Origin of the sequence: Halomonas sp. NyZ770, assembly GCF_020616575.1 — a bacterium.
In the GTDB taxonomy this organism is placed as follows: Bacteria; Pseudomonadota; Gammaproteobacteria; order Pseudomonadales; family Halomonadaceae; genus Vreelandella; species Vreelandella hamiltonii.
Window position 1 is genome coordinate 137,835 of sequence record NZ_CP085143.1, and the last position, 26,343, is coordinate 164,177.

The window sequence follows — 26,343 nt, forward strand, 5'->3', positions numbered from 1 at the left end:
CCCTGAACCAGCGCCAAGCGCATAAAATTAACAATAAGGCAGCAAGATGCGTAACAACCAGCCCATTACCCAGCGCGAAGTCGCTCTGAACCAAGATGACTTTCTCGTTTCTCGTACGGATCTCAAGGGGTGTATCACCTACGCCAATCCGGCTTTTATCGAGATCAGTGGCTATCGCCATGATGAGTTGATAGGTGCTCCTCACAACCTGATTCGCCACCCCGACATGCCCGCGGCCGCCTTCGAGAATCTGTGGAGTACGCTGAAACGTGGCGATACTTGGCGGGGGCTGGTCAAGAACCGCTGCAAGAGTGGCGACCATTATTGGGTCGATGCCAGCGTCACGCCGATCGTGGAAAACGATCAGGTGGTGGGTTATACCTCCGTGCGTGTGCAGGCGACGCGCGAAGCCATTCAGCAAGCGGAGCAGCACTACAGCGATATTCGTGAAGGGCGCAACAAGCGCCTGTATCTGGATAAAGGGCGTGTTCGCCAGCGTGGGCTCGTTGCCAGAGTCAGACGTATGCGTCTGGATACCATTCGCGCCAAGCTGATAGGAATGGTGTGCATTGCGGCTCTCCTGCTGGTCGCCAGCGGTGGATTGGGGCTATACGGTTTGAATGTGGCGGGTGAGCGCCTGGAGGGCCTGAACAACGACGGCCTGCGTGACGTCATTCGGCTGCAACAGATCGATCAGACCATCGCTCAGACGCGCCAGTCGATGATCGAACCCGAGCGTATGCAGCTCATCACTCAGCGTTTCGACATGGGGGATACCGTGGCCGCCAGTGCTGCCCAGGTGGCGGATGTGTGGCAGGCCTATTACAGCCGTGAGGTGAATGCCACGCCACTGGCCAGCCAGTTCGATGAACAGCTGCAGGCCTTTCTGGATAATGGCATGCGCCAGGCAGTGGGTGTGCTCCAAGCGGAGGAGACCTACCAGGCATTTACCGGCCTGGACGCCGTGATCCGTGTCATGAACGAGGATGGCCGGGCGCTCTCTTCCCTGGTCAATGAACTGATTGCCCAAAAGCAGGCAACCGCGGAAGTGATGGCCTCCGAGGCCGAGCGGGGACAAACCGTCATGCTGAGCGCTCAGGTCGGTGTGCTAGCCACCGGCTTGGCGCTGTTGATCGTGATCAGCCTGCTGACGCTGCGCTCCATTACACGACCGCTGAAGCAAGCCTCGCGGTTTACCCTGCAGATTGCCGGCGGCAATCTTGCCGCCAGAGTACCGCCCAGACGGCGTGATGAAATAGGCCAGCTCATGGATGCCCTCGACACCATGCGTAAAAGCTTGAGCAGCATCATTGGCGAGGTCAAGACAGGCATCGATGTCGTCACGCCAGCGGCCAAGGATATTGCCAGCGGTAACGAGGCGCTTTCATCACGCACGGAGCAGCAGGCGGCATCGCTGCAACAGACGGCGTCCAGCATGGAGGAAATGACCACTACCGTTCGTCAAAACAGTGATAACGCTCAAGAAGCACGGCGTCTGGCCGATAATAATGCAACAAGGGTGTCACAAACGGGTGAGTTGATGACGCAGTTGGTCGATAACATGCAGCGAATCACGCAAAGTTCGCAGAAGATGACCGACATCATCAACGTCATTGACTCCATTGCCTTCCAGACCAACATTCTGGCCCTCAACGCGTCAGTCGAAGCCGCACGAGCGGGAGAGCATGGGCGTGGGTTTGCCGTCGTGGCCGAAGAGGTACGCAAGCTGGCGGGACGTAGTTCCGATGCGGCTCAGGAAATTCGCGGCCTGATTGATGACTCGAGTCAGCAAGTGGGCGAAGGGGCGGGCCTGGTTGAAAGGGCCGAAGTCGCGATCAGCGAAGTGGCTGAGGCTGCCCGGAGCGTCACGCAAATCATGCACGACATTTCGGCAGCCTCCCAAGAACAGAGCAGCGGTATCGCCGAGGTCAATCAGGCGGTGGCCGAAATGGATCAAGCGACACAGCAGAACGCTCTGCGTGTTCAGGAAACGGCACAAGCAGCGCTGGCCCTGGAGCAGCAGGCCGAGCTTCTTGCGTTATCGGTCGAGGCCTTTCGCTTGTCAGGCCATCGTCAGGTGCCGCCGCAACGTGAGCAGCCGCAGGCAGCCGCGCTGCCGAAGGTGACTGCGCAACCTCGCAGCGCCACACCGCCTGTGCCGGTCAAGAAACGGCCAATGGCTTCTGTAGAGGAGTGGGAAACATTTTGACAGACCAACGCGAACGGGGAGTCGACGCTGGACAGTGGGCAACCAGCGGACAGATTGAACGTGATCTGGTGCTCACCGATGCGGATTTCACACGCATCCGTGAACTGATTTATCAGCGTGCTGGAATCGTGCTGGCAGAGCACAAGCGCGAAATGGTGTATAGCCGCTTGGCCAAGCGGCTGCGGCACCATGGCATGACGCGTTTTACCGACTACCTTTCGCGGCTGGAGCGGCAACCCGATGCCAAGGAGTGGGAGGCGTTCACCAATGCGCTGACCACCAACCTCACGGCTTTTTTCCGAGAGTCGCACCACTTTCCGCTGCTGGCAGAGCATATCAAGCACAAGCAGGAGCCTGTCACTATCTGGTGCTCAGCAGCATCGACGGGGGAAGAACCCTACTCGATTGCGATGACGCTGCTGGAGAGTCTGGGAGCCCGCGCGTCACAGGCCAAAGTGATTGCCACCGATATCGACACCGATGCCTTGGCCAAAGCGCGCCGCGGTATTTATCCCCAGGAGCAGGTACGCAAGCTGGATGAAGCACGCGTGAAGCGATTTTTCCAGAAAGGCACGGGTAACCACATCGGGCTGGCGCGGGTACGGCCAGAAGTGTCTGCGCTGGTAGAGTTCATGCCGCTCAACCTGCTGGCGCCACAGTGGCCTGTCAAAGGTCCCTTTGATGCCATTTTTTGTCGTAATATCATGATTTATTTCGATAAAGATACACAAGCGAAAATACTCAAGCGGTTTGCACCACTGATGAAGCCTGATGGCCTGCTCTTTGCTGGACACTCGGAAAACTTCTCTTACATCAGTGATGCTTTCAAGCTTCGTGGACAAACCGTCTACACCCTTGCCAATCGATGATCGTTGTGTGTGACGCTGCTGATGAGGCCACGGCCCACAGGAGTAATGCCGAAATGGCGACTGTTAAAGGAGGCGTGCTTTGAGCGCAGCCAAGATCAGAGTGTTGTGCGTCGATGACTCGGCGCTGATTCGTGACCTGTTGACCGAAATCATCAACTCGCAGCCTGATATGGAAGTGGTCGCGGTGGCCCCCGACCCCATTGCGGCCCGTGACCTTATCAAACAGCACAATCCGGATGTCTTGACGCTGGATGTCGAGATGCCGCGCATGGACGGCCTGGATTTTCTCGAGCGGCTGATGCGTTTGCGCCCCATGCCGGTGCTGATGGTTTCCTCATTGACGCAAAGCGGTTCCGAGATCACCTTGCGGGCACTGGAGCTGGGCGCGTTGGACTTCGTGGCCAAGCCGAGCCTGGGCATTCGTAGTGGCATGATGGAGTACGCCAACGAAATCGCTGAAAAATTGCGCGCGGCGGCACGCTCTCGTCCGCGCCAGGCGCGTAACAAGAACACCCCCCCTCCCAGCCAGCTCAAGGCGCCGATGATCTCCAGTGAAAAACTGATCATCATTGGCGCGTCGACGGGGGGCACCGAAGCGATTCGCGCCGTGCTGGAGCCGTTGCCAGCCAACGCGCCTGCGATTCTGATCACTCAGCACATGCCCGGCGGTTTCACCCGCTCGTTTGCCGAGCGGTTGGACAGGCTGTGTCGCATCACTGTCAAGGAAGCCACCGATGGTGAGCGCGTGCTGCCAGGCCATGCCTATATCGCCCCTGGTGACCAGCATCTGGAGTTGGTACGCAGCGGCGCCAACTATGTGGCGCGGCTCAATGATGGCCCGCCGGTGAACCGTCATCGCCCGTCGGTCGATGTCTTGTTCCACTCCGCAGCCAAGCATGCAGGGAAAAACGCGGTCGGTGTGATCCTGACCGGCATGGGCAAGGACGGAGCTGCCGGGCTTCTGGAAATGCGTCAGGCAGGGGCCCCGACCATTGCCCAGAACGAAGAGACCTGTGTGGTGTTCGGCATGCCTCGGGAGGCTATTGCCGTGGGCGGCGCAGTGGAAGTGCTGCCGCTGGACGAGATTCCATCGAAAATGATGGCGCTGGTGGCCGCCTCAGGACGCGCTCAGCGCGTCTAGGGCCCCAGAGACAAGACACACGAGCCAAGGGAATTCATAACAATGACACGTTTGTTGCGCAATCTTAGTATTCATCTTGCCGTTATTTTTGCGTTGGTCTGCTTTGTGGCGTTGATTCTGCTGATCGCCGGTCTGAGCATTGCGTCGGATCGCAATGCGCAGAGCAACCTGGCCACGTTGGACCGCATCGGCAATCAGCAGCTCAATGAGCTGAATCGCGCTGACTCGCTGCTCAACCAGGCCATGCTGGCGCTGGAAACGGCTTCGAACCTGCTGATGGTGGGGCAGACCCGTCAATCCAATGAGCAGGTGGATATCGCTGCCAATCGTCTGGAGCGTGCCGAGCGTCGTTATACGAACTTCATGGCCACACCGCGCACGCCAGAGGGTGAGTTGCTAGGGGGCGCAGTGGATGAAAGCTTCATGCGGGTATTGGCGTTGGTCAAGGAGCAGCATGCCAGCTTCGACACCATGGACATCAATACCTTCAACCGCCTGCGCGGCGAGTTGATCGAGCCCTTGGGCGAATTGGCTGCCAATACCACGGCGTTTACCGAATATGCTTTTGGCCGCGTGGGCACCGTACGTGAAGACGCTCAGGCGCAAGGTAATCTCTTTACCACGATCAGTATCGCGGCCGTTGGACTCGCGCTGCTGGTCACACTGGCCATCTACCTCGGCCTGCGTCGTACGGTGATCAGGCCGCTGGGCGATGCCGCTGCGCGCCTTGGGCGCATTGCCGAAGCCGATTTGACCCAGCCGCTCCCCCAGGCGGGCAAGAACGAGATAGGTCGACTGTTCGCTGCCATGGCCACCATGCAGCAGAACTTGAGTGCCACCGTGTCGAGGGTGCGCGAGGGCAGTCAGGCAATCCATCACGGCACTCGAGAAATTGCCAGCGGCAACGCAGACCTGTCCTCCCGCACCGAGCAGCAGGCCGCCTCCATCGAGCAAACTGCGGCCAGCATGGAACAGATGACGGCCACCGTGAAGCAGAATGCCGACAATGCTCGCCAGGCAAGCACGTTGGCAGCAGATGCATCCACTACCGCCGAGCAGGGAGGGCAAGTCGTCGAACAAGTGGTACAAACCATGCACGGTATTTCGACCAGCTCGCAAAAAGTGGCTGATATTACCAGTGTGATCGACTCGATTGCTTTCCAGACCAACATATTGGCGTTGAACGCTTCCGTGGAAGCAGCGCGGGCGGGCGAGCAGGGGCGTGGTTTCGCGGTGGTGGCTGGCGAAGTACGCAACCTGGCCAGCCGCAGTGCGGACGCCGCGAAGGAGATCAAGTCCCTCATCGAGGCCTCGGTCAGCCAGATTCAGCAAGGCTCCTCGCTGGTCGAGCAGGCAGGGCAGACCATGACGGAAGTGGTCACGGCAGTGCGGCGTGTCACGGATATCATGGATGAGATATCGGCGGCCTCGCAAGAGCAGAGTGATGGCATCGAGCAGGTCAGCCAGGCCGTTGGCCAGATGGACCAAGTGACTCAACAAAATGCCGCGCTCGTTCAGCAGGCGTCTGCAGCGGCAGCCTCGCTGGAAGAGCAGGCCAATCGCCTTGAAGAGGCCGTTGCGGTCTTTCAGGTGCTCAATGCGCGGGCTGAGCGCACTCACGCGCCAGCGTCCGTGGCAACGTCGGCGCTGCCCAAGGCAGCCGCCAACCCGCCAGCTCGTCGTGTTGCTGCTCAACAGCACCACGATGAGTGGGAAGAGTTTTAACCCTGACTGAATCAGCAGTCCCCCTGTAAATATTGTGATGTGAGAGGATGACCAATGGCCGATAAGAACATGAGCTTCCTGGTGGTAGACGATTTCCCCACGATGCGTCGTATCGTACGTAGCCTGCTGAAAGAGCTGGGCTTTACCAACGTCGATGAAGCCGAAGATGGCCAGGACGCGCTCAACAAGCTGCGTGCAGGCAATTTCGAGTTCGTGGTGTCCGACTGGAACATGCCCAACCTCGATGGCCTGGAGATGCTCAAAGAGATCCGTCAGGATGAAGCGTTGAAAGACCTGCCGGTACTGATGGTGACGGCCGAAGCCAAAAAAGAGAACATCATCGCTGCCGCTCAAGCGGGTGCCAATGGTTACGTCGTCAAGCCGTTTACTGCGGCCACTCTGGAAGAGAAGCTGAATAAAATCTTCGAGAAGATGGGTAAATGACGCAGCCGGGCTTTGGTGCTCGGTCAACGAGGAGACAACATAATGAGTCAGAATGAGCAGGGCGGTTCTGCCCAACTCTCTGAAGAGGCTGCTGAAGACCTGATTGTTCGAATTGGCAAGCTCACCCGCATGCTGCGCGACAACATGCGCGAACTGGGGTTGGACAAGGAGATCGAGAAGGCTGCGGAGGCGATTCCTGACGCTCGTGACCGTCTGCACTACGTGGCCACCATGACCGAGCAGGCGGCAGACAAGGCGCTGAACGCCATTGATCGTGCTCAGCCGTTGCAAGATCAGCTCTCCGAGCGTGCCGAAGCCCTGGACAAGCGTTGGGCCGAGTGGTTCGAGGCACCCAAGGAGCTGGATGATGCCAAGTCGTTGGTCAAAGAGACGCGAACTTACCTGAGTGATGTGCCCGAGATCACCGCAGCGACCAATAAAGAGCTGCTGGATATCATGATGGCACAGGACTTCCAGGATCTGACGGGGCAGGTCATCAAGAAGATGATGGACGTGATCCGTGAGATCGAGCATCAGCTGGTGCAGGTGCTGATCGACAACGTCCCGGGTGCCGAAGCCCGTGAAACCATGCAGCGCAAGGCGAACGATCAGTGGAAAAACGAGAATGCGCGGCGCAATGAAGATCTGCTGAACGGTCCTCAGGTAAAAGAAAACGCGCCTGACATCGTGACCGGCCAGGATCAGGTAGACGACTTATTGGATGAATTAGGCTTTTAATGCTGGGTTATTGACACATTGTAAGTGGTCGCATCTGGCACAATAGCTACCTGCTCAGCCGTCCTTTGGGGCGGCTGAGTGCATAGTATGGCGTAGTTTGATTCATCGTCCCCTCGTCAGCCGGATGACCGCATGGCAGATAACGACAGCGATCAGGAAAAGACCGAAGAGGCGACGCCCCGACGACGGGACAAGGCCCGTGAAGAAGGGCAGGTGCCGCGGTCTCGAGAGCTGACGACTTTCATGATGTTGTTGGGAGGGGTGATTGGTCTCTGGAGCATGGGGCAGATGCTCTATGATCAGTTGGGTACCGTGATGGAACAGGCGTTTCTGTTCGAGCGTCGTCAGGCCATGGAAACCACCCCCATGCTGGTCAACGCGCTGGACCTGGGCCAGCGGACGCTCTTCGCGATGCTTCCCCTCTTTCTGCTGTTGACGGTGATTGCGTTGATGGCACCCGCGCTGCTGGGAGGCTGGTTGATTTCATCCAAATCACTGCAACCAAAATTCTCCAAGCTGAATCCTGTCAAAGGCATCAAGCGCCTGTTTTCGATGCAGTCGTTGAGCGAGCTTGCCAAGGCGATCGCCAAGTCCATCCTGGTGGGCAGCGTTGCGTTCAGCTTTTTATATTTTAATATTGACAGATATCTGGGGCTGATGGATCAGCCGGTTCAGCAAGCCCTGGCCACGGCACTCAATATGGCGGCCCTGGCGGCCGGCCTGATCGTGCTTTCCCTGATCGTGGTCATCCTGATCGATGTCCCCTTCCAGCTATGGAACAACGCCAAGCAGCTCAGGATGACCAAGGAAGAGGTCAAGCGAGAGCACAAGGACTCGGAAGGCGACCCCCACGTCAAAGGGCGCATTCGTCAACAGCAGCAGGCCATGGCACGTGGGCGCATGATGAGCAAAGTGCCCGAAGCGGACGTGATCATCACCAACCCGACCCACTACGCCGTGGCCTTGAGGTATCAGGAAGGGAAAATGGGCGCGCCCAGGCTAGTGGCCAAGGGTGCCGATGCCGTGGCTGCCAAAATCCGTGAGATCGGCGCCGAGGCTGGTGTGCCGCGATTGGAAGCAGCGCCGCTGGCGCGTGCCCTGTATCATCATGTGGATCTGGAGGCGGAAGTGCCGGCCGAACTGTATACCGCAGTGGCCGAAGTCATGGCCTGGGCCTACCGTCTCAAGCACGTAGCACAACAAGGAGGCGAGGTGCCCCCCACCCCCGATAATCTGCCGGTCCCACCGGAAATGGATACGCCCGGCCGTCGTGCCGATGGCAATGAGGCGCAGCCATGAAAAGTTTGAGTCAGCTACTCAATCAGCGTAACTGGTCCAACGATGTCAGCATGAAACTGCTGGCCGGACCGCTGCTGATCCTGATGATCCTGGGCATGATGATCCTGCCCTTGCCACCGTTCGCGCTCGATCTGCTCTTCACCTTCAATATTGCCTTGGCCATCATGGTGCTGCTGGTCAGCATGTTTGCCGAGCGACCGCTGGATTTTGCCGCGTTTCCTGCCGTGCTGCTGTTCACCACGCTGCTGCGCCTTTCGCTCAACGTTGCCTCTACGCGCGTAGTGTTGATGGAAGGGCACCAGGGGGGCGATTCGGCAGGCAAGGTCATCGAAGCGTTTGGCACCTTCCTGGTGGGGGGCAATTTTGCCGTTGGCCTGGTGGTCTTCCTGATTCTCGTGATCATCAACTTCATGGTCATCACCAAAGGTGCGGGCCGTATTGCCGAAGTGGGGGCGCGCTTTGTGCTCGACGCCATGCCGGGCAAGCAGATGGCCATCGATGCGGACTTGAACGCAGGCCTGATTGGCGAAGACGAGGCCAAGAAACGTCGCGCGGAAGTGGCACAGGAAGCCGATTTTTACGGCTCCATGGATGGTGCCAGCAAGTTCGTGCGTGGCGATGCAGTGGCCGGTCTGGTCATCATGGTGGTCAACATCATCGGTGGTCTGCTGATTGGCATGATGCAGCACGACATGGGCTTTGCCGATGCGGCGCGCACCTACACGCTGTTGACCATTGGCGACGGTCTGGTCGCCCAGATTCCTGCGTTGGTGATCTCCACGGCGGCGGGCGTGACCGTGTCTCGGGTGAATACCGAACAGGACGTTGGTCAGCAGATGATCAGCCAGCTGTTCGTGAACCCACAAGTCATGATTCTGGCGGCCATGGTGATGGGGCTATTGGGCCTTGTGCCAGGCATGCCCAACTTTGTATTTCTGCTGTTCACCAGCCTGTTGGCCGGTCTGGCCTGGTACCTGATTCGCCGCAAGAACCAGACGCTGGTCAATCAAGAGCTGACCGCTGCCCCGCCACCCATGCTGCAGGAGACCCCTGAGGCGAGCTGGGAGGATGTCCAGCTCGTCGATACGCTGGGACTCGAGGTTGGGCACCGCTTGATTCCCCTGGTGGACTCGCGCCAGAAAGGCGAGCTGCTGGGGCGCATCAAGAGCGTGCGCAAGAAATTCGCCCAGGAAGTGGGCTTTCTGCCGCCCGTGGTGCATATCCGCGACAACCTGGAGCTACCGCCGAATACCTATGTGCTTTCCATGAAAGGCGCCGAGATCGGGCGTGCCGAGGCACAGCCAGGCAAGTGGTTGGCCATTGACCCAGGCCAGGTATCGGGCGAGCTACAGGGCACGCCGACGCAGGACCCGGCCTTTGGCTTGCCAGCGGTCTGGATCGACGCCAATCAACGTGAACACGCACAGGTGTATGGTTATACGGTCGTGGATGCCAGCACGGTCATCGCAACCCACCTCAACCACCTGCTGCACCGCCACTCCCCCGAGATGCTGGGGCGCCAGGAAGTGCAGAAACTGCTCGACAAGCTGGGCGACGATCAAAAGTCACTGGTCGAAGAAGTGGTGCCCAAATCCATCTCGTTGACGGTGCTTCAGCGTATCTTGCAGAACCTGCTGGATGAGGATGTGTCGATTCGTGATATGCGCAGCGTGCTGGATACCCTGGCCGAACATGCAGGCCAGCAAAAGGATCCCAACGAGCTGACGGCGCTGGTACGGATTGCGCTGGGGCGCGCGATTACCCAGCAGTGGTTCGCTGGGCAAGAGACGCTGAATGTCATGGGCCTGGATGCGCAACTAGAGCAAGTGCTGCTGCAGGCCATGAATGGCAACGGCGCCATGGAGCCCGGACTCGCGGATACGCTCATGAATCAGGCGCAGCAAGCGTTGGAGCGTCATGAAGGCAGTGGTGAAGCCCCGGTGCTGGTGGTGCAGCACTCGCTGCGTGCCGTGCTCTCGCGTTTTCTGCGCCGTCGCATGCGCCACCTGGTGGTCATGTCGCAGGCAGAAATTCCCGATGATCGCACGCTGCGAGTCGCCACGCTGGTGGGCGGGCGTTGATGTCACTCGTGATGGCTATCCGTCTTTCGTACATAGGTAACAGGTGATGCATGAGCGTTAGGCGTTTTGTCGGAGCCAACAGCCGCGATGTCATGCGCCAGGTGCGAGAAGTACTTGGCGATGATGCCCTGATCGTGGCCAACCGGCGCACCGAAGGCGGGGTCGAGATTCTCGCCATGGCGGACGATGCGGTCGATCAGTTCGATCCTGCTCCCAGTCCGGCCACCCAGGAAAAGCCCGCTGTGCCGGTGTTTTCATTGCCCAAACAGCCAGATCCGCTGGAAGCCATGAGCGAGCGTCTGCTGCGTGAAATGCAAGAAATGCGCGAGCTGCTGTCGCGACGACAGCCCGACCCCGCGCCAGGGGCGGCCAGCGCGTCAGAGCACTTGCAGCAGGTGATGCTGCGCGTTGGTTTCAGCCATGAGCTGAGCCAGGAAGTGGTCGAGGCCTTGCCCGATGAGCTGGCATCGTTACCGGCCTCCAGCGACCGCTTGATGACTTGGCTACGCGAACAGCTCATGGCGCGGTTGAGTGTACTGCGTCAGGAAGAGGCGTTTTTCGACCAGACCGGCATCGTGGCTCTGGTAGGCCCTACCGGGGTCGGCAAGACGACCACCACGGCCAAGCTGGCGGCGCGTTTTGTGATGCGCCATGGCACACGCCCGGTGGCGTTGGTGACTACCGACAGCTTCCGAATTGGTGCCCACGAGCAGCTGCGGATCTATGCGCGACTGCTGGATACCCCCATGTATGCGCTGGATGTCGAGCAACCCATTGACGAGCTGCTGGGACGGCTTCAGGGCAAGCAGTGGGTGATCATCGATACCGTCGGCATGAGCCAGCGCGATCAGCGGGTGATCGAGCAGATTGCACACCTTCAGGGGGGGCAATCCACCGTGCGTCTGGTGCTGATGTTGAATGCCGCTAGCCAGCCCGAAACGCTGGAGGAGGTCGTGTTGCGCTATCGCCAGGCAGCCAGGGCGGCTGGGGCGACGCTGGACGACTGCATCATCACCAAGCAGGATGAAGCGGGGCGCTTGGCCCCGGCGTTGGATATCGTCATGCGCCATGGCATGCGTGTGCTGTTTGGCTCCCATGGCCAGCAGGTGCCGGAAGACATGTCCGTGGCCGACCCTCAGGCGCTGATCGCTCAGGCGTTGGCCGCACAGCCCCGCGCCGTGCACCAGGCCGAACCCTCGGCGCCGCTCAGCTTGCCACGCTGGTCGCGGGATGTGCTGGGGCAAGGGCGCAGGCTCTCATCGGTGCTGGCTCGACTGCGCAAACGGGTGGATGACTTTTACCTGCTGGAAGCCGCCTGGGATATCGGCGCACTGCCTGGGGTCATTCAGGATCAGCGGGTGGATGAGCTGTTGTCCGGGGCAGATGCCAATAGCCGCGCCATGGGGCTGGCCTGGTCGCCACGCCGCCAAGGGCGTGGCTGTGACTGGACGATGCCGGATGTTCGGCTGGATGCGCAGGGCCGTTGGTTGGCCCTGACGCGGCTTCAGCACCGTCAGCCTGCCGGCTGGCAGCCGCGTCTGGAAGAGTGTGGAGAAGATATGGCAGTTCACCTGCTGCCCGCTCTGCCAGAACCCGACGTGCTCACCTGGCTGCACGACCAACGTTTGACCTGGGTCAGCGCGGTGCATGCCAGCCAGCGAGTAGACTATCAGGGCGAGCGCTACGCCCTGAAGAATCTGTTTCAAGAGAGTACGCTGACCCACAGCGTCACGGTGCGTTTTCGCGGCCAGCGCATGCAGTTGTGGAATGCCTATGTCGAAGTGCAGGCCGCCTCGGGCCACGCTCTGCTGGCCTGGGTGGGCGACATCCGTGACACTGAAAGTGACAAGCGCGTCGCGCGTCGCTATTGGTTGACACCCGCCCGGTTGGGTAGCGATGTACTGTCACTGCTGGTCACTCAGCTCGAAAGCGATGGGCTGGCCGCACTGACCAAGCGAGCGTGGCAACAGCTCAAGGAAAGCGACGGTGGCGAAGTGAGTCGTGAGCTGCGCCTGTTGATGGCCAGCGGTGCAGCGGCCGTGGCAGGCCACCTCGACCTGGCCGATGATGAACCAGGCCAGGCGCTGAGAACGGATCTGGTGCGGCTGTTGGGTAGCCAGCGCAAGCGCCGGGATACGGCCCTGCTGGACGCGCTGCTGCATGTGTTGATGGCCCGAGATGCCATTCGGCAACTGGGCAGTGTCAGCCTCGAGGATGTGCTATGAATGGCCAGGACCAGGCTGCCGGGCTGAGAAAATGGGCAGATTTGCAGCGCCAGCAGCGAGGCGAGCAACCCGACGAGCCTGCGGCCGACGCGCCGAGTGTCGATACTTCCACTTCGGACAAGGAAGTGGCGCAAACGAACGTTGGCACGGACGCTTCGGAAACCGCTCCCAAGGAGGTCGCAAGTGCGGCAGCGAGCATAGCGGCCCCCCGCCCGACACGCACACTGGTCATTGTGGGGTTGAGCTCAGCGGGTGCCGTGCACGTCGACAAGGTCAAAGGTCGCTTGGCGCAGTGGGCATCGCTGGGGCGCCAGTGGGCGGGCGATCCTCAGGAGTGGGACGTCAAGGTGGCAAGCCCAGAGGCAGGGTCGATGGCTGCCTTGGCGCATCACCCTCACTGGGCGCTATGGGTGAGCAGTGACGCCGAGGCCTTCGCGAGCATGTACCGTGCCCTACGCCAGATGCGTGAGCAAGGGGGGCCGCGCCGCCTGCTGGCCCTGCACGAGCCGCACCTCCCGCGTCAGGGCTTGCTGGACAACCTGCGTGATGCCGCTGCGCACTATTTGCAAATAGAGCTGTTGCTACTGGCTCGTTGATGACCCCATGACAAGGGACCGGCAATGCCTCTACAGACGATGTTGCTACGAACATTGATCAACACCGCAAAGTGGTCAACAGTGACATGGAGCGTGTTTCTCTCCAGCGCCGCGTGGGTGCTGGTGTTATCGCTGGTTGTGGGTGAATCGGCGCGGGCGGCGACAGGTAGCTGGAGCAGTCAAATGCCCGCGGTGATGGTGGCCATGAGCGATCGGGCGAGCAGCAGCCAGGCCATCAGGCCTCCGGCGGGCATACCGCTGGGCGACGCGACATTGGCGAGGGTGCAATGGCGTTTCGAGGCGCCTGCCCATGCGCCTGTCAACGCCTGGCTGTGCCATCCTGCACAATGCGTGCCCCTGAGTGGCATGCGTGGCAGCACCATGGCACTGGCAGGTCTGGAAGCCAACGCGCCGCTTCATTTGCGCTTTGCGCTGTCACCGGGGCAACGGCCCGTGCGCGTACAGGGGCTGCAGGTCATCGTGAATTATCAGTAAAGATCGTTTAGCCGTGAGGCAATAGGATGTATACAGCACAAGGCAGGATCAAGCAGAGTGAGCTGTTAACTCAATACATGCCACTGGTGAGACGTCAGGCCTTGACACTGCAGGTCAGGTTGCCCGCCAGTATCGAGCTGGATGATTTGATTCAAGCGGGCATGGTGGGCTTGCTGGAGGCGCTAGGACGCTTTGATGCCGCACAGGGCGCGACGTTTGCCACGTTCGCCAGCCAACGCATTCGGGGCGCCATGATGGATGAACTGCGCACTCGGGACTGGCTGCCGCGCAGCGTGCGCCGCTCTGCCCGCGCAGTCGATGAAACCGTACGCCGTTTGGAGCAGTCGCTGGGCAGGCCCCCTGAAGAGGTGGAAATTGCCCGTGAGCTGGAGATGCCGCTGAGCGACTATCAACAGCTGCTCAACGACACCAATAGCGGGCAGCTACTGCCCTTCGAGGAACTGGTGGCCGATGGCGGTGAGCCAGCCGGGGACGAAGGCAGCGCCAATCGCCCTTTCGAACAACTGCTTGACGAGCAGCAGCGGCACACTCTGATCGAAGCGATCGAGGCGTTGCCCGAGCGTGAAAAACTGCTGATGGCCCTGTATTACCAGGAAGAGATGAACCTCAAAGAGGTGGGGGCGGTACTGGGCGTCACCGAATCGCGGGTATCGCAACTGCATAGCCAGGCCGTCAGCCGCCTTCGTGCCCGCTTGAGCGACCACGATTGACCTTCTTATCCTCTCACGTTAACCGGCAAGGAGCCGTTGATGAACCCCTCTACGTTGATCGGCATATTTGCCAGCATGCTGTTGTTGATAAGCGTGCTGTTCTTTACCGCAGAGTCGCCAGAAAGCTTTATCAACTTGCCTGGTCTGGCCATCGTCATTACCGGTACCCTGGCGGCGACGTTCATCAGCTACCCCTTGAAGGAGGTACTGCGGGTAGTGCGCCTGGTAGGCCTGGTATTCCGCCGCGAGAACACCTATGTGCGCGATGATATCGGCGAGCTGGTGGCCATGTCGCGATTATGGTTCAAGGGCGATGTTCGAGCGGTAGAGCGGGAGCTGGAGCATACGCGCAACCCGTTTCTGCGCACCGGTATTCAACTGGTGATTGCCAACACCAAGGAAGATGAAATTTTCGACATGCTGCGCTGGCGGATCGCACGGCTGAAGGCGCGTGAGCATGCCGAAGCGCAGATTTTCCGCACCATGGCCACCTATGCGCCGGCCTTTGGCATGATTGGCACGCTGGTGGGGCTGGTCAACATGCTGGAAGTCATGGATGCGGGCGATCTGCAGGTGATCGGTCCACGTATGGCCGTGGCGCTGCTCACCACGTTTTACGGTATTCTGCTGGCCAATCTGGTCTTCAAGCCCATTGCCGTCAAACTGGAGCGGCGGACCGAAGAGCGCCTGATCACCATGAACATGGTGCTGGAAGGCATTTCTCTCATTACCAAGCGTCGCTTGCCGTCGTTCATCGAAGAGACGTTGAACTCATTCGTGGCCAACTACCACGACGAAATCCGTGATGCGAGCGTCAAGCCGCGCCCAGGCGTCGATTCGGCGCTGAAAGGGTAGCGCCATGCTCAATCACGAGGCACGGTTTGCGCTGGAACTGCCAGCGGCAGCGGGCGAGAGCGACGAAGGGTGGCTGACCAGTTACCTGGACGTCTTGACGCTGCTGATTACCCTGTTCGTGCTCTTGCTGGCGCTGACGCCTCCTGGCGGTGGGGAAGGGAGGGAGAGCGATGCCATGGGGCCGGCCAGTGCCATCATGGCCATGCCGTTGGCGTCGCTGGCCACCGGCATTCACCCACGTCACGACGGTGTGCAGCCGCAGATGGCCGGGCTGGATATTCCGGGGGTCAGTGTCTCGCAGGGCCGTGAAGGCATCACCCTGCGCATCGACGACAGTCTTTTGTTTCCCAGCGGCAATGATGTGCTAACGCCTCAGGGGCAAGTTGTGTTAGAAGGGCTCACATCGGTACTCCAAACGTTCGAAGGCCAAATCTCGGTGGAAGGGCATACGGATAATCTGCCCATTGCCACCCCGCGTTTCCCCTCCAACTGGGAGCTTTCAACGGGTCGTGCCATTGCCGTGGTGCGCCAGTTGGAGCGTCAGGGTATCGCCATTTCTCGTATGCGGGCGGTTGGCTATGCCGACACCCAACCCATGGAAAGTAACGCTACCTCGGAAGGGCGAGCTGCCAACCGACGCGTTGAACTGCTGCTCAAACAGCAGGTCGAGGGGTAAAGCACTATCTCGAGGCTATCTTCGTGTCGACGCATCATTCTCGACTGCAGTCCTTTGGCGCTGTCTTGGTACTGGATACCGACGTGCGGCAGGTTCAGGCCGTCAGCCGCAACCTGGCGGCATTACTGGGGTTACCCACCAACGAGCAGCCGCCCCCTACGCTGACGTCTCTGCTGGGCAAGCGGCTCAGCCAGCGGCTGCGCCATGAACTGCAAGGGCAGCCCCGCCTATCCGGCCCGCTCACTTTTCGCCGAGCCACCGTCGATACGCGCTTTCAACTCCAGGCCTATCGAACAGACCGACACGTCGTCGTCGAAATAGAGCCATTGCCCCCGATGGGCAAGCAGCGCCTGCTGGGAACGCTCAATGAGCGCCTGGTGCGCTTGGCCGAAGCCACGCACCAGGAGGAGCTGCTGGACTACCTGGTCGGTGCCGTTCAGGAGTTGACCGGGCATGAGCGCGTCTCGGTGTGCCATTTCGACGGCGATTGGCATGGGCTCATCGTGGCCGAAAAGTGTACGGGGCGCTTGGCAGGGCTGCGCGGGCAACGGTTTCCGGCCAGCGATTTCCCACTGGCCTTGCGGCATGCCTACGAACGTCATCCGGTGCGCTTGATTCAAGACGTCACCGCCGACACCGAGCCCCTGGTGCCCGCAGACGTCACGGCCAACCTGCGCAACTGCTTCTTGCGTGCGCCGGCTGCCGAGCGGCGCGTCTATCTGCAGCGGCTGGGGGCACACAGTGCCTTCAGTGTGGCCATGCAAAGTGATGCTGGCCTGTGGGGGCTGCTGTTCTGTCATTCGGCCCATGCCCACCCCGTGGCACCGCCCTTGCGCGATGCGGTGCGGACACTGGTGCAAATGGCGACGCAGCGGTTGTTGCTGCTGCGTGCTCGCCAGGAGGCACGTTACCTGCAGCGCGTGCAGGATAGCCTGGTGCTGTCGGTCTCTGCCCAGCAAGAACCCAAAAGCCCCCAGCAGATTCTTCACGAGCAGGCTGCGTCCTGGTGTGCGCTGTTCCGTGCTCAGGGGGTTGCCCTGTGGCTCAATGGCAGCGTGTGTTCTGCCGGTGTGGTGCCGCTCTCCACGGTGGTGTGCCAACTGGTGAAGCGTATCGACAGGGGGCATCGCCATGGGGGGCCGTGGTGTACCCGTGAGGTAGCGGTGGAGCCGCTGACGGCGTCACTCGACATGTCAGAGCAGTGCGGGATTCTGGCCGTGCCGCTCTCCATCAGCCCAGCACAGCGAGGCTGGCTGTTGTTCTTTCGGCCCGAGCAGGTGGAAACCCTCTATTGGGCCATGGGCCCTGTCTCGGCTGCCGCGGCCTCATCCACGCAGCCGACGCCCCCCTCGGCTGCGTGGAGTGAAGACGTGGTCGGCAAAAGCGAAGCATGGCAGCGTGTCGAACGCCTGGCGGCCATCGACCTGGGGGAAGATTTGACGCTGGCTATTTCTGCCTATGAGATCAGTACGCTCAACATGCACCTCGAGCAAGAGCGCAAGGCACTGGCCACCGCCAACCAGCGGCTCGAGCAGTTGGCCCACTTTGACCCATTGACTCAGGTCTGGAATCGCTATCGTATCGAGCAGGCCATCGATGCCGAGTTAGTCGCGGCCAAGCGCTACGGCGCCGCATTCGCGTTGCTGCTGTTTGACGTGGATCACTTCAAGCAGATCAACGACGCCTATGGGCATGGCGTGGGGGATGACGTGCTGGTCTCGCTGGCTCGTCTGGTGGAAACGTCGCTGCGGGGATGCGACCATCTTGGCCGCTGGGGCGGCGAAGAGTTCGTGGTGCTGGCGACACACTCCGATGAGGAAGCGGCCATGGGCCTGGCTGAGCGGCTGCGCAGCCTGGTGGCCACGCTGCATGTCAACGGGTTGGACCAGCCCATCACCGTCAGTATCGGCGTGGCGATATGGCAGCCGGGCGACAGCTGCAAGACGCTGATGTCGCGGGCCGATGTGGCCATGTACCGAGCCAAGCGCGGTGGTCGCAATCGTGTGGAAATCGCCGAGCAGCGAACCGGTTAATCTTCTGTCGTGCTGTCCTCGCACAGCTGCTGCATGCGCGCGATGGCGCTGTCTGCACCGGCAAGGCTGAAGGTCATGTACCACGGCTCCTGCTCGTTTTGGTCGAAGCCCAGGAACAGCTGCTCGCCGGTGCGCATCTGGGCCATCAGTGTGTCGAGATCGCTCAGGTAAAAGTGTGCGTAGAAGCCATCGTCGCCGCGCTCGGTGATGAACTCGGCCATGGTATCCACGATGGGCTGGTCATCGATGCGCAGCCGTGTGGGCACCAGATTGACGGCGCGGCTCTCGCCTTGCTGCTGTTCCAGCGTCACGCGCATTTCCAGCCAGGGGAGGTCGCATATCCCCTGGCTGGTATTGAGGCTCAAGGTGGCATCGGAGTAGCTGTGGGTCTCCACTGCGCGAAAATGGCGCTCTTCGCCCAGTGCCAGCGTCATGGACGACCAGTGCTGGTGAGGTTCGGCATGCTCCACGTTGAACGTGGCTGCCAGGGCGAACGGGGCGTTGCCCAGCAGGCTCCCCCCCAGTACCGCCAGCAGTGTACGGGTGTTGATGGGCATAAACGGTATCATCGTCCTCGGTCTAAAAGGCAAGGTCGCTCAGGCTTCCAGCAGCGGCCTGACGTTGTCGGTCAGGTAGCAGTCGTCGAACTCCCCTTCGGTGGCCAGCGCTTCGAGATCCGGAATGGTGACATGGTGTCGGTCACGAAATACCAGGCCGTCTTCGCTGAGTGCGGTGAAGGTACGGCTGACATGAACCGGGCTCAAGCCCAGGATATCGGCCAACTGCTCCTGTGACAGGGGGAGGCGGAACTGCCCGCTGATATCGTCGTTGGTCTGGCGCAGGCGCAGATACATTTCATGTAGGAAATGGGCCATTTTCTTGCGCGCGCTGCGCCGTGCCAGGTTGACCAGCCGTTCGGTCAGCAGCGCTTGCTGTCGGCTGGCAATGGCAAACATCACCGACGTGAGCGACAGTGACTCGCGAAAGACCTCCAGCATACGCTTGTGGGGAAAGTGACAGATCACGCCGTCACTGATCATGCGGACGTTTTCAAGGCGCTGGGAAAAAGCAAACTCCCGCAGACCGATGATGTCGCCGGGCAGAAAAACTTCCAGGATCTGACGGTCGCCGTTTTCGAGGTGGCGGTAGGAGTAGGCCCAGCCGCTGCGCAGCGTGCAAAACTCATTGGCCGGTGCCCCCATCTCCCAGAGTACCGTGCCCGCCTTGATGGACGTGGGGCTCTCTTCCAACGAGGCCAGCAGCTCTTTCTCGTCATCGGTGAGCGAGCAGTAGTGGCTAAAGTGGCGGATAATACAGCTTTTGTCCTGTTCCACAGCGTGTGTCTCCTCGCAGAAAACAACCATTGTTAAGCAGTCTCGCTGCTTACTATAAGCAGTCAGGGCCGTCTTTTCCTGAACTTTTTGGCCACTGCTCCAACGCTTGAGCAGCGGCCCATGAGACGCCTAGCGAGTGGCGCGGTTGCCACGCTCGAGTAACGGCGCCAGGAAGCGGCCCGTATGCGATACCGTCTGTTTGGCCAACTGCTCCGGCGTGCCTTCGGCGATGATCTGCCCGCCCCCGGAACCGCCTTCCGGCCCCAGGTCGATCAACCAGTCGGCCGTCTTGATGACATCCAGGTTATGCTCGATCACCACGATGGTATTGCCGTGGTCGCGCAGTCGGTGCAGCACCGTCAGCAGCTGGCGAATATCCTCGAAGTGCAGGCCGGTGGTGGGTTCATCCAGAATGTAGAGGGTTTTGCCGGTGTCACGCTTGGCCAGCTCGCGCGCCAGCTTGACCCGCTGAGCCTCGCCCCCGGAAAGCGTCGTGGCGCTTTGCCCCAAGCGGATGTAGGAAAGCCCCACATCCATGAGCGTTTGCAGGCGTCGGGCGATGGCGGGCACGGGGCTGAAGAAGGCCAGCGCATCTTCCACCGTCATCTCCAATACCTCGTGGATGGTCTTGCCTTTGTAGTGGATATCCAGGGTTTCGCGATTGTAGCGCTTGCCCTTGCACACGTCACAAGGGACGTAGATATCCGGCAGAAAGTGCATCTCCACCTTGATCATGCCTTCGCCCTGGCAGGCTTCGCAGCGGCCGCCCTTGACGTTGAAGCTGAAGCGCCCGGGTTTGTAGCCACGGGAGCGAGCCTCCTGGGTACCGGCGAACAGCTCACGAATAGGCGTGAAAATGCCGGTATAGGTGGCCGGGTTGGAGCGCGGGGTGCGGCCGATCGGGCTCTGGTCGATGTCGATGACCTTGTCGAGCTGGTCCAGGCCTTCCACCTTCTCGTAGGGAGCCGGTGTCAGGGTGGTAGCCCGGTTGAGTTCACGGGCGGCAATCGGCATCAGCGTGCCGTTGATCAGCGTCGACTTGCCGGAGCCGGAGACGCCCGTCACGGCAATGAACAGCCCCAGTGGCAGGCTGAGGGTGACATTTTGCAGGTTGTTGCCCGTGGCACCGCGCACCACCAGTTGCTTCTCGGGATTGCCCGGGATCCGGTAAGGCGGGACGGCAATTTCGCGGCTGCCGGAGAGATACTGGCCGGTCAGCGAATTCGGGTTGTCCATCACCTGCTGCGGCGTGCCCTGGGCGACGATCTCGCCCCCATGGACACCTGCACCGGGGCCGATATCCAGCACGTGGTCCGCCGCGCGTATGGCATCTTCGTCGTGCTCGACGACGATCACGGTGTTGCCCAGGTCGCGCAGCCGCTCCAGCGTCTTGAGCAGACGGTCGTTGTCCCGCTGGTGCAGCCCGATGGAGGGTTCGTCCAGGATGTACATGACGCCCACCAGGCCAGCGCCGATCTGGCTAGCCAAGCGGATACGCTGGGCCTCGCCCCCGGAGAGCGTGTCGGCGCTGCGTTCGAGGTTCAGGTAATCAAGCCCCACGTTGACCAAGAACTCCAGGCGAGCATGGATCTCGTTGACGATCTTGTCGGCAATTTCTCCCTTGCGCCCGGGAAGTGCCAGCGCGCCGAAGTAGCGCCACGCCTCGCCAATCGGCAGGTGGACGATATCCGCGATGTTGCGGTCATCGACATACACATGGCGGGACTCCTTGCGGAGCCGTGAACCATGGCAGGCGGTACAGGGCTGAACCGCAATGTACTTGGCCAGGTCGTCGCGCACCATGCTGGACTCGGTCTCCCGATAGCGGCGCTGCATGTTGGGCAGCACCCCTTCGAAGGCATGTTCACGGGTGACTTTGCGGCCACGGTCGCCGACGTAGACGAAGGGGACCAGCTCGCCACCACTGCCGTTGAGGATGATGTCCCGCTCGTGGCGGGCCAGCTCCTGCCAGGGTGTTTCCAGCTCGAAACGATAATGCTTGGCCAGCGCCTGCAGCTGAGTAAAGTAATATATGTTGCGTCGGTCCCAGCCCTTGATCACGCCTTCCGCCAAGGAAAGCTCGGGGTGGCTGATCAGTTTCTCCGGGTCGAAGTACTGCTGGATGCCCAGGCCGTCGCACGTCGGGCACGCCCCTGCCGGGTTGTTGAACGAAAACATGCGCGGCTCCAGCTCGGAGAGCGAATAGCCGCAAACGGGGCAGGCAAAGCGGGACGAGAAGACCAGGTCGTCCTGCTCGCCGTCCATGAAATGCACCATGGCGGTGCCGTCGGCCAGGTTCAGGGCCGTTTCGAAGGATTCCGCCAGGCGCTGGGCGATATCGTCACGTACCTTGAAGCGGTCCACGACCACGCTGATATCGTGCTTCTTGCGCTTGTCCAGCGGCGCGATGTCGTCCAGTTCCAGCACCTGGCCATCGATCTGAACGCGCACGAACCCTTGAGCACGCAGTTCGGAAAGCAGCTGCAAATGCTCACCTTTGCGGCCCTTGACGACCGGCGCCAGCAGCATCAAGCGGGTGCCTTCCGCCAGGTTCATGACCTGATCGACCATCTGGGAGATCGTCTGGGCTTCCAGGTCCTCGCCATGCTCTGGGCAGCGAGGGGTGCCGGCACGGGCAAACAGCAGGCGCAGGTAGTCGTAGATTTCGGTAATCGTGCCAACCGTCGACCGGGGGTTGTGAGAGGTGGATTTTTGCTCGATGGAGATGGCCGGAGAGAGCCCTTCGATGTGATCCACATCGGGCTTTTCCATCATCGAGAGGAACTGACGCGCATAGGTGGAGAGCGACTCCACATAGCGCCGCTGGCCCTCGGCGTAGAGCGTATCGAACGCCAGGGACGACTTGCCGGAGCCTGACAGGCCGGTAATCACGATCAGCTTGTCGCGGGGCAGCTCCACATCGATCTGCTTGAGGTTGTGGGTGCGGGCACCCCTGACCAGAATGCTGTCCATCAACACCTCGAATCGCGTGGCAAAAGCGTAATTATACGATTGCTGTACCCCTTCCGGCAAAATTGTCTCGCGCGGATGCGCCAAGGTGGGCATTTCATGGTTGGCGTTTCCAGCGTGCCGACAAAGCGCTAGAATGGGCGGTTATCTCAGGCCGTTCGGCCCACTTATCGTACACAAGGGTTCTATGCGCAAGGTTTCTGCACTGTTGCTGGCCACTGAGCGCCGAGCCATCAGCGGCTTGGCCGGTCTCTATGCATCACGCATGCTGGGACTCTTCATGGTACTGCCGGTGCTGGCCCTTTATGCCGACACCCTGGAAGGGGCGACGCCGCTTCTGGTTGGCCTGGCGCTCGGTGTGTATGGCCTGACTCAGGCGGTTCTGCAGATTCCGTTCGGGTTGCTGTCGGATCGGATCGGCCGGAAACGCGTGATCGCCATTGGCCTTCTGATCTTTGCCGCAGGCAGTATCGTGGCCGCCATGGCGGACACCATTGGTGGCGTGATCGTCGGGCGGGCGCTGCAGGGGAGTGGTGCCATTGCGGCGGCGATCATGGCGCTGCTGGCCGACCAGACCCGTGAGCAGGTGCGTACCGCTGCCATGGCCACCATCGGCCTCTCCATCGGTGTGTCCTTTGCCATTGCCATGGTGCTGGGGCCCTGGTTGGCATCATGGGGAGGGCTGTCGAGCCTGTTCTGGTTCACGGCGCTGCTCACCCTGGTGGGCCTGCTGGTGCTGTGGCGCTGGGTGCCGCCAGCTCCCCGGCGTCTGCGACATCGCGATGTCGGGCTGGATCGCCAGCAATTCAAACGCGTCATTACCCGCCCAGACCTGTGGCGCCTGGACGTATCGATCTTTGCCCTGCACCTGGTCCTCATGGCCATTTTTGTGGCCGTGCCGTTCAGGTTGCTGAACGCTGGAGTGGCGGTGGAGTACCATGGGCTGGCCTATCTGGCCATCATGGGACTGTCGTTTGTCGCCATGGTGCCGCTGGTGATCGTGGCCGAGAAGCGCCAACGCATGAAGCTGATGTGCCTGCTGGCCATTGGTGCCATCGTGCTCAGCTTGGCGGCGCTTGGTCTACCGCTCTCCCAGGGGCAGGGGCTGTTTGTATGGCTGCTGGTGTTTTTTACCGGCTTCAATTTGCTGGAGGCCACCCTGCCGTCCATGCTGAGTAAACTGGCGCCAGCCGGGGCAAAAGGCACCGCCATGGGCGTCTACTCCACCAGCCAGTTTCTGGGTGCGTTTCTAGGCGGTACTCTGGGCGGTTGGCTGGCGCACACCTGGGGGCTGGACGCGGTGTTCATCGGCTGCGCGGCGCTGGCGCTTGGCTGGTGGCTGGCCATGTGCGGCATGCCGTCACCGCCGCCGCTCTCCAGTGAGGTGGTGGCGCTGCATGATACCCAGCCCGATGCCATGGACCTGCTCATGGAGCACCTTGCCGATGTGGCCGGTGTCGAAGACGTCATGGTCGTGCCGGAAGAGCGCCTGGTGTATTTGAAAGTGAATCGCAAAGAGCTTGATCAGGCGGCACTCGCCCGATTGATTCCGCCACCGCGGTCCTGATCAATGAGAGACCATCACCGTATACGACAAGGAGCGACCTTATGGCGCGCGGTATTAACAAAGTCATTTTAATTGGTAATTTGGGCCAGGATCCGGAAGTGCGTTTCACTCCGTCCGGTACCGCAGTGGCCAACCTGAATCTGGCCACCTCGGACACCTGGATGGATCGCCAGAGCGGTCAGCGTCAGGAACGTACCGAATGGCATCGCGTGGTGCTGTTCAACAAAACGGCGGAAATTGCGCAGCAGTACCTGAAAAAAGGCTCCAAAGTCTATATCGAAGGTCGCCTGCAGACGCGCAAATGGCAGGATCAGAACGGTCAGGAACGCTACAGCACCGAAATCGTCGCCAACGACATGCAGATGCTGGATGGCCGCAGTGGTGACTACCAGGGGGGAGGTGCTCCGCAAGGTGGCTATGCCCAGCAAGCGCCGGCCCAGTCTGCGCCACCGCAGCAGCATTATCAGCAGCCACCGCAGCAGGCTCCTCAACAGGGTGGCTACGCTCCGCAACAGAATGCCGCGCCTCAGCGTGGCGGCGCGGCGCCTCAGCAGCAGCCTCCCGCGCATCAGCAAAACAGCAGCTACGGCGCTCCGGATCCGGGTAACTTCGACGACTTTGACGACGAAATTCCGTTCTGATCGTCATGCCCCGCGGGGTGCTGCCGCGATGCTATCGGGTTGAGAAAGAGGGTCTGTCTTGAAGCTGCTAATACTGAACGCAGGGCACTGCTTGAGCCTGGCGCTGGCCCGTGAGGCGAGTCGGCGCACGGACACCGAGCTGGTGATTGAACAGGGCTTGAGTGTTTCTCCGGATCAGCTCGCGGCCATCGCGCCCGATGCGGTGATCATTCCACCGCTGTCGCATCCGTTAAGCATGACGCCAGCGGATGTCTATGCCCATGCGGATGCGGTGGACCAGTGTGTCGATGCCTGCCAGGTGGCAGGCATCGCGCTGGTCTGGTGTGTGTCCGACCAGCTCTACGAAGAGGGATTCGAGATCCCGATCGACGAGCATGTCGTGCCCGCCCCGCGCGATGAGTGCTTGCGTCGCCTGGTGCAGACCGGTGACCGTATCCGCGCGGAGTATCACCGCCACCTGATCGTGCGGCTAGGGCCGCTGTTCGCCCTGGAAGGCAGCCATGCCTGGCTCAATGAAGTGATCGACAGCTTTGTGGCAGGCCAGCCCGTGCGTGCGGCAGAAGACGTGATTTTTTGTCCTACCTCGGCCGATGCCGTGGCCATGGCGCTGGTGGGGATGCTCCAGCAGCAAGCCTGCGGGGCCGATGCCTGGGGGGCGTATCACCTGGCGGGCACCGAGCCGGTCAGCGCTTTCACGTTTGCTTCCATGGTGCGTACCCAGTTGGTCACCCATCTCGAAGGGCGTGGCGAGGAGGTCGCATTGGGTGAGGTGCAAGCGTTGAACCACCATCACGATGCCAAGCTGCGGCGGGTACTGAACTGCCGCCGTGTCCTGGACGTCTTTGGGGTGCACCAGAAGCCCTGGCGATTGGAAGTCGGGCGAATGCTGGATGCCTGGTGCCTGACGCGCACCCAGCCGGAGGATGCAGGACCAGGAACAGGAGAGTCCGCTTGATGAATGTGGTACGCAGCCTGGTGTTCTATCTGGGCTATTTTTCAGCCATGCTGCTGATTGGTGTGCTGTTCTTGCCCGTTGCGCCGTTTCTTCCCCTGGCGGCGCGCTATCGTCTGTTGAACCTCTACAACTACTTCCTGATGGTCTGGTTTCGGCTGGCCTGTGGCGTACGGTACGATATTCAAGGGCGTGACCATATTCCCGCGGGGCCCTGCGTCATTCAGGCCAACCATCAGTGTGAGTGGGAAACGCTGTTCCTGCAGGTCATGAAGCCGCCGGTCTGCACCGTGCTCAAACGAGAGCTGCTGCGCATTCCCGTATTTGGCTGGGGGCTGCGTTTGCTGCGTCCCATCAGCCTGGATCGCTCCAAGCCGGCACGGGCCATGAAGCAGGTGCTGACGCAGGGGGTGGAGCGTTTGAACAGTGGACTCTCAGTGCTGATCTTTCCGGAAGGGACCCGTGTCGACCCAGGCGTTCGCAAGCGCTACAACAAAAGCGGTAGCGTGGTGGCCTGTCGTGCCGGTGTGCCGGTGCTGCCGGTAGCGCACAATGCCGGTGAGCGTTGGCCGGGGCGGCAGTGGGTCAAGCGTCCGGGTGTCCTGCGTGTACGCATTGGTCCGCCCATCGAGACCGCAGGGCGTACCCCGGATGAAGTATTGGCCGATGTGGAAGCCTGGATCGAGGGCCAGCTGAGTGAGATCTCCGAGGTGCCCAGGCCCTGAACGCCGGTGCCCTGAAGCCAGTGCCCTGGCAACCGGG

The 26,343-nt window shown here is 60.8% G+C and carries 22 protein-coding genes; 19 read left to right on the forward strand and 3 right to left on the reverse strand.

The genetic code is table 11. The features are described 5' to 3' along the window. The first annotated feature begins 46 nt into the window (after window positions 1-46). The 15 genes from LG409_RS00630 (at window position 47) to LG409_RS00700 (ending at window position 18,117) form a co-directional block, all read left to right on the forward strand. On the forward strand, window positions 47-2,209 hold the full coding sequence (locus LG409_RS00630) for a methyl-accepting chemotaxis protein (protein ID WP_227407416.1): 2,163 nt from the start codon (window positions 47-49) through the stop codon (window positions 2,207-2,209). Continuing rightward, window positions 2,206-3,078: a CheR family methyltransferase gene (locus LG409_RS00635; RefSeq protein ID WP_039180803.1), complete on the forward strand. Its 873-nt coding sequence runs from the start codon at window positions 2,206-2,208 to the stop codon at window positions 3,076-3,078. Before LG409_RS00630 ends, LG409_RS00635 begins: the two co-directional genes overlap by 4 nt. Before the next feature lie 79 nt (window positions 3,079-3,157). Then, window positions 3,158-4,219, forward strand: a complete 1,062-nt coding sequence (locus tag LG409_RS00640; RefSeq protein ID WP_039180800.1) for a protein-glutamate methylesterase/protein-glutamine glutaminase — start codon at window positions 3,158-3,160, stop codon at window positions 4,217-4,219. A 42-nt stretch (window positions 4,220-4,261) separates the two neighbouring features. Then, complete coding sequence (locus tag LG409_RS00645) at window positions 4,262-5,944, forward strand: methyl-accepting chemotaxis protein (protein ID WP_039180799.1); 1,683 nt, start codon at window positions 4,262-4,264, stop codon at window positions 5,942-5,944. 54 nt (window positions 5,945-5,998) lie between these two features. Then, the gene (gene cheY, locus LG409_RS00650) at window positions 5,999-6,388 is read left to right on the forward strand and encodes a chemotaxis response regulator CheY (protein ID WP_016915725.1); all 390 of its coding nucleotides are present in this window, start codon (window positions 5,999-6,001) and stop codon (window positions 6,386-6,388) included. 42 nt (window positions 6,389-6,430) lie between these two features. After that, window positions 6,431-7,126 (forward strand): protein phosphatase CheZ, encoded by a 696-nt coding sequence (gene cheZ, locus LG409_RS00655; RefSeq protein WP_039180795.1) that lies wholly within the window; start codon window positions 6,431-6,433, stop codon window positions 7,124-7,126. Between the two features lie 132 nt (window positions 7,127-7,258). Further along, the gene (gene flhB / locus LG409_RS00660; RefSeq protein WP_227407417.1) at window positions 7,259-8,425 is read left to right on the forward strand and encodes a flagellar biosynthesis protein FlhB; all 1,167 of its coding nucleotides are present in this window, start codon (window positions 7,259-7,261) and stop codon (window positions 8,423-8,425) included. Further along, entirely contained in the window at window positions 8,422-10,506 is a 2,085-nt protein-coding gene (gene flhA, locus LG409_RS00665) for a flagellar biosynthesis protein FlhA (protein WP_189462952.1), read from the forward strand. Before flhB ends, flhA begins: the two co-directional genes overlap by 4 nt. Window positions 10,507-10,556: 50 nt before the next feature. After that, window positions 10,557-12,731: a flagellar biosynthesis protein FlhF gene (gene flhF / locus LG409_RS00670; RefSeq protein WP_227407418.1), complete on the forward strand. Its 2,175-nt coding sequence runs from the start codon at window positions 10,557-10,559 to the stop codon at window positions 12,729-12,731. Beyond that, window positions 12,728-13,327: a hypothetical protein gene (locus tag LG409_RS00675; RefSeq protein WP_227407419.1), complete on the forward strand. Its 600-nt coding sequence runs from the start codon at window positions 12,728-12,730 to the stop codon at window positions 13,325-13,327. The genes flhF and LG409_RS00675 overlap by 4 nt, the downstream gene beginning before the upstream one ends. A gap of 81 nt (window positions 13,328-13,408) precedes the next feature. Continuing rightward, complete coding sequence (locus LG409_RS00680; RefSeq protein WP_227407420.1) at window positions 13,409-13,822, forward strand: flagellar protein FlhE; 414 nt, start codon at window positions 13,409-13,411, stop codon at window positions 13,820-13,822. Window positions 13,823-13,848: 26 nt separating this feature from the next. Next, entirely contained in the window at window positions 13,849-14,553 is a 705-nt protein-coding gene (locus tag LG409_RS00685) for an RNA polymerase sigma factor FliA (protein ID WP_227407421.1), read from the forward strand. Between the two features lie 39 nt (window positions 14,554-14,592). After that, a complete protein-coding gene (locus LG409_RS00690; protein WP_039180782.1) occupies window positions 14,593-15,408 on the forward strand; it encodes a motility protein A in 816 nt (271 codons plus the stop codon). A gap of 4 nt (window positions 15,409-15,412) precedes the next feature. Further along, window positions 15,413-16,084: an OmpA/MotB family protein gene (locus tag LG409_RS00695; RefSeq protein ID WP_039180779.1), complete on the forward strand. Its 672-nt coding sequence runs from the start codon at window positions 15,413-15,415 to the stop codon at window positions 16,082-16,084. A gap of 23 nt (window positions 16,085-16,107) precedes the next feature. After that, window positions 16,108-18,117, forward strand: a complete 2,010-nt coding sequence (locus LG409_RS00700) for a sensor domain-containing diguanylate cyclase (RefSeq protein WP_039180776.1) — start codon at window positions 16,108-16,110, stop codon at window positions 18,115-18,117. Here the strand turns inward: LG409_RS00700 and LG409_RS00705 are convergent. The 3 genes from LG409_RS00705 to uvrA all read right to left on the reverse strand — a co-directional run bounded on the left by LG409_RS00705 (window position 18,114) and on the right by uvrA (window position 22,424). After that, window positions 18,114-18,674, reverse strand: coding sequence for a hypothetical protein (locus LG409_RS00705; RefSeq protein WP_227407422.1), 561 nt, complete (start codon window positions 18,672-18,674; stop codon window positions 18,114-18,116). The two genes, LG409_RS00700 and LG409_RS00705, sit on opposite strands and share 4 nt — an antisense overlap. Window positions 18,675-18,713: 39 nt before the next feature. Then, the gene (locus LG409_RS00710) at window positions 18,714-19,451 is read right to left on the reverse strand and encodes a Crp/Fnr family transcriptional regulator (protein ID WP_039180770.1); all 738 of its coding nucleotides are present in this window, start codon (window positions 19,449-19,451) and stop codon (window positions 18,714-18,716) included. Between the two features lie 129 nt (window positions 19,452-19,580). Continuing rightward, window positions 19,581-22,424, reverse strand: a complete 2,844-nt coding sequence (gene uvrA / locus LG409_RS00715) for an excinuclease ABC subunit UvrA (protein WP_096923357.1) — start codon at window positions 22,422-22,424, stop codon at window positions 19,581-19,583. Window positions 22,425-22,608: 184 nt separating this feature from the next. Between uvrA and LG409_RS00720 the strand changes: the two genes are divergently transcribed. The 4 genes from LG409_RS00720 to LG409_RS00735 are packed head-to-tail and all read left to right on the forward strand — an operon-like array spanning window position 22,609 to window position 26,306. Then, a complete protein-coding gene (locus tag LG409_RS00720) occupies window positions 22,609-23,988 on the forward strand; it encodes an MFS transporter (RefSeq protein WP_039180766.1) in 1,380 nt (459 codons plus the stop codon). A 41-nt stretch (window positions 23,989-24,029) separates the two neighbouring features. Next, on the forward strand, window positions 24,030-24,629 hold the full coding sequence (ssb, locus tag LG409_RS00725; protein ID WP_039180763.1) for a single-stranded DNA-binding protein: 600 nt from the start codon (window positions 24,030-24,032) through the stop codon (window positions 24,627-24,629). 58 nt (window positions 24,630-24,687) lie between these two features. Then, window positions 24,688-25,584 (forward strand): sugar nucleotide-binding protein, encoded by an 897-nt coding sequence (locus LG409_RS00730; protein ID WP_096921667.1) that lies wholly within the window; start codon window positions 24,688-24,690, stop codon window positions 25,582-25,584. Then, window positions 25,581-26,306 carry a lysophospholipid acyltransferase family protein gene (locus LG409_RS00735; protein ID WP_039180758.1) on the forward strand — a complete coding sequence of 242 codons (726 nt, stop codon included), beginning with the start codon at window positions 25,581-25,583 and terminating at the stop codon, window positions 26,304-26,306. Before LG409_RS00730 ends, LG409_RS00735 begins: the two co-directional genes overlap by 4 nt. Window positions 26,307-26,343 lie beyond the last annotated feature (37 nt).

Bases quoted from the DNA above. Each gene is read 5' to 3' on its own strand.
- LG409_RS00720 (WP_039180766.1), top strand. From the start codon at position 22,609: ATGCGCAAGGTTTCTGCACTGTTGCTGGCCACTGAGCGCCGAGCCATC.
- cheZ (WP_039180795.1), top strand. From the start codon at position 6,431: ATGAGTCAGAATGAGCAGGGCGGTTCTGCCCAACTCTCTGAAGAGGCT.
- cheY (WP_016915725.1), top strand. From the start codon at position 5,999: ATGGCCGATAAGAACATGAGCTTCCTGGTGGTAGACGATTTCCCCACG.
- LG409_RS00690 (WP_039180782.1), top strand. From the start codon at position 14,593: ATGAACCCCTCTACGTTGATCGGCATATTTGCCAGCATGCTGTTGTTG.
- LG409_RS00705 (WP_227407422.1), bottom strand. From the start codon at position 18,674: ATGCCCATCAACACCCGTACACTGCTGGCGGTACTGGGGGGGAGCCTG.
- LG409_RS00675 (WP_227407419.1), top strand. From the start codon at position 12,728: ATGAATGGCCAGGACCAGGCTGCCGGGCTGAGAAAATGGGCAGATTTG.
- LG409_RS00685 (WP_227407421.1), top strand. From the start codon at position 13,849: ATGTATACAGCACAAGGCAGGATCAAGCAGAGTGAGCTGTTAACTCAA.
- LG409_RS00630 (WP_227407416.1), top strand. From the start codon at position 47: ATGCGTAACAACCAGCCCATTACCCAGCGCGAAGTCGCTCTGAACCAA.
- flhA (WP_189462952.1), top strand. From the start codon at position 8,422: ATGAAAAGTTTGAGTCAGCTACTCAATCAGCGTAACTGGTCCAACGAT.
- uvrA (WP_096923357.1), bottom strand. From the start codon at position 22,424: ATGGACAGCATTCTGGTCAGGGGTGCCCGCACCCACAACCTCAAGCAG.
- LG409_RS00645 (WP_039180799.1), top strand. From the start codon at position 4,262: ATGACACGTTTGTTGCGCAATCTTAGTATTCATCTTGCCGTTATTTTT.
- flhB (WP_227407417.1), top strand. From the start codon at position 7,259: ATGGCAGATAACGACAGCGATCAGGAAAAGACCGAAGAGGCGACGCCC.
- ssb (WP_039180763.1), top strand. From the start codon at position 24,030: ATGGCGCGCGGTATTAACAAAGTCATTTTAATTGGTAATTTGGGCCAG.
- flhF (WP_227407418.1), top strand. From the start codon at position 10,557: ATGAGCGTTAGGCGTTTTGTCGGAGCCAACAGCCGCGATGTCATGCGC.
- LG409_RS00695 (WP_039180779.1), top strand. From the start codon at position 15,413: ATGCTCAATCACGAGGCACGGTTTGCGCTGGAACTGCCAGCGGCAGCG.